This is a genomic window from Pseudoxanthobacter sp. (assembly GCF_036822375.1).
GTDB lineage: Bacteria > Pseudomonadota > Alphaproteobacteria > Rhizobiales > Segnochrobactraceae > Pseudoxanthobacter.
The window spans coordinates 1,628-3,751 of the sequence record NZ_DAISHT010000276.1 but is presented as its reverse complement, the minus strand read 5'-3'; the positions used below and the strand labels follow the sequence as shown (position 1 = coordinate 3,751).

At 71.6% G+C, this 2,124-nt stretch carries 2 protein-coding genes; one reads left to right on the top strand and one right to left on the bottom strand.

Annotated features, from left to right (window positions below):
• Positions 1 to 605: TIGR01459 family HAD-type hydrolase (locus V7067_RS16360; protein ID WP_334176959.1), on the bottom strand; the 605-nt coding region annotated here is incomplete at its 3' end.
• A 260-nt stretch (positions 606 to 865) separates the two neighbouring features.
• Between V7067_RS16360 and mutL the strand changes: the two genes are divergently transcribed.
• Positions 866 to 2,124, top strand: a 1,259-nt coding sequence (mutL, locus tag V7067_RS16355) for a DNA mismatch repair endonuclease MutL (RefSeq protein WP_334176958.1), incomplete at its 3' end; no start/stop codon positions are given.

Genomic DNA, 2,124 nt, shown 5'->3' with positions numbered 1-2,124 from the left:
GGATAGGGCTTGCCGGCCTGCACCACCTCGCCGCCGAACGTCTGGTAGAGGCGGGCGAGCGCGCCGGAGCACCACACCATTTTGGTGCCGCGCTCCACCATCAGGTCGGGATTGGCGGAAACGAACGGCAGGCTGCGCCCGGCCAGCCCCTTGAGCAGTTCGTGATAGTCTTCCGGCGTCTCTACCTCGTCGTTGAAGAGGCCGGTGGAAACCACCACCTCGGCATCCGGCGCGTCCACGGGCTCAAGCCCGGTGCCGTCGTAGAGGGCAAGGTCGCGCGGCGGGCCGATGTGGAACACCCGGGTAAAGCCCAGCGTCAGCAGCAGCGCGCGCGTCACGTCGCCGGAGGTGACGACATCGTCGTAGGCATCGCGGTCGACACCCAGTTCGCCGAGCTGCACGATGACGGCATCGCGCAGGCGCGGCGAGTTGGTGACCAGCACCACCCGCCCGCGTTCCTGCCGGAAGCGCGCCAGCGCCGCCACGGCATCGGGAAACGATGCCACGCCGTTGTGGACGACGCCCCAGACGTCGCAGAACAGCGTGGTATAGCGGGGGTCCATCGCGGCAAGGCCGGGGACGATCGGAATGAGGGGTGCGCTCATGTCGGTTGGCCTAGACGGGCGGAACGCCCGGGTCAAGAAGACTTCTGTGTCGCAAGCCGGACGCTGGCCGAAGCCGGGCAGGCCGGGCCGGGACGGCGATTCCGCCGCCGGCGGGGAGGACAGCGGCGAATCGGGACGAGAACGATATCCTCCGCCGCCGCGGGAGGCTATTGTCGCCCCGCAATACCGCCGGCCTCATGACGGGCGGAGCGGCCTGCAGCGGCGCGGATTGCGGATTCAGGGGAACGGGCAGAGCGACCATGGCGGTGATCCGGCAGCTCGACGACGGGCTCATCAACCGCATCGCCGCCGGCGAGGTGATCGAGCGCCCGGCGAGCGTTATCAAGGAACTGGTGGAGAACGCCATCGACGCCGGCGCGGGCCGGGTGGAGATCGTCACCGCCGCCGGCGGCAAGACGCTGATGCGCGTGACCGACGACGGCCGCGGCATGGAGGAAGACGATCTGAAGCTGGCTGTCGAGCGGCACTGCACCTCCAAGCTCGCCGGCGACGACCTGATGCAGATCGACACCCTGGGCTTCCGCGGCGAGGCGCTGCCTTCCATCGGCTCGGTGGCGCGGCTCGCCATCGCCACCCGCACCCGCGGGGCGCCCCACGGGCTGGAACTCACCGTCCACGGCGGCGCGAAGGACGGCCCGAAGCCGGCCTCCCTCAACCCCGGCACGCGGGTGGAGGTGAGCGATCTGTTCTTCTCCACGCCCGCGCGGCTGAAATTCCTCAAGACCGACCGGGCGGAGGCGGCCGCCATCACCGAGGTGGTGCGCCGGCTGGCGCTGGCCTCGCCGCAGATCGGCTTCACGCTGACCGGCTCCGACCGCACCGCCACCGAATGGCCGGCGCGCAGCGGCGTCGATGCGCGGGCGCGGCGGGTTGCCGATGTGCTGGGGGCGGAGTTCATCGAGAATGCGCTGATCGTCGACGGCGCGCGCGAGGGCGTGCGGCTGGAAGGCTTCGCCGGCCTGCCGAGCTACACCCGCGCGGCGGCGACGCAGCAATATCTGTTCGTCAACGGCCGCCCGGTGCGCGACAAGCTGCTGATGAGCGCCATCCGCGGCGCCTATGCCGATGTGATGATGCGCGACCGCCACCCCGCCGTGGTGCTGTTCATCACGCTCGATCCGCATGAGGTGGATGTCAACGTTCATCCCACCAAGGCCGACGTGCGCTTTCGCGATCCCGGCCTCGTGCGCGGCCTCATCGTCGGCGCCATCCGCGAGACCATCGGTGCCTCGCCGAGCCGGGCCAACACGGCCGGCACCAGCGCGGCGGTCAATGCCTTCCGCCCCGGAGGCGCGCCGTCTCCGGCGGGCGGGGCGGCAGCGGGCGGGGCGGCGCCGCGCTTCGGGTTCGGTGCCGCCGGCAGCGGCCGGCCGGCGCCGGGCGACTGGCGGGCCTCGATGTTCCGCCCGCTGCCACAGGGCGGCACGCCTGAGGGCGGGGGCGGGGCGGAGTTCGATCCGCTGACCGGGGAGTTCCGGGAAACCGGCCCCGATGCCGG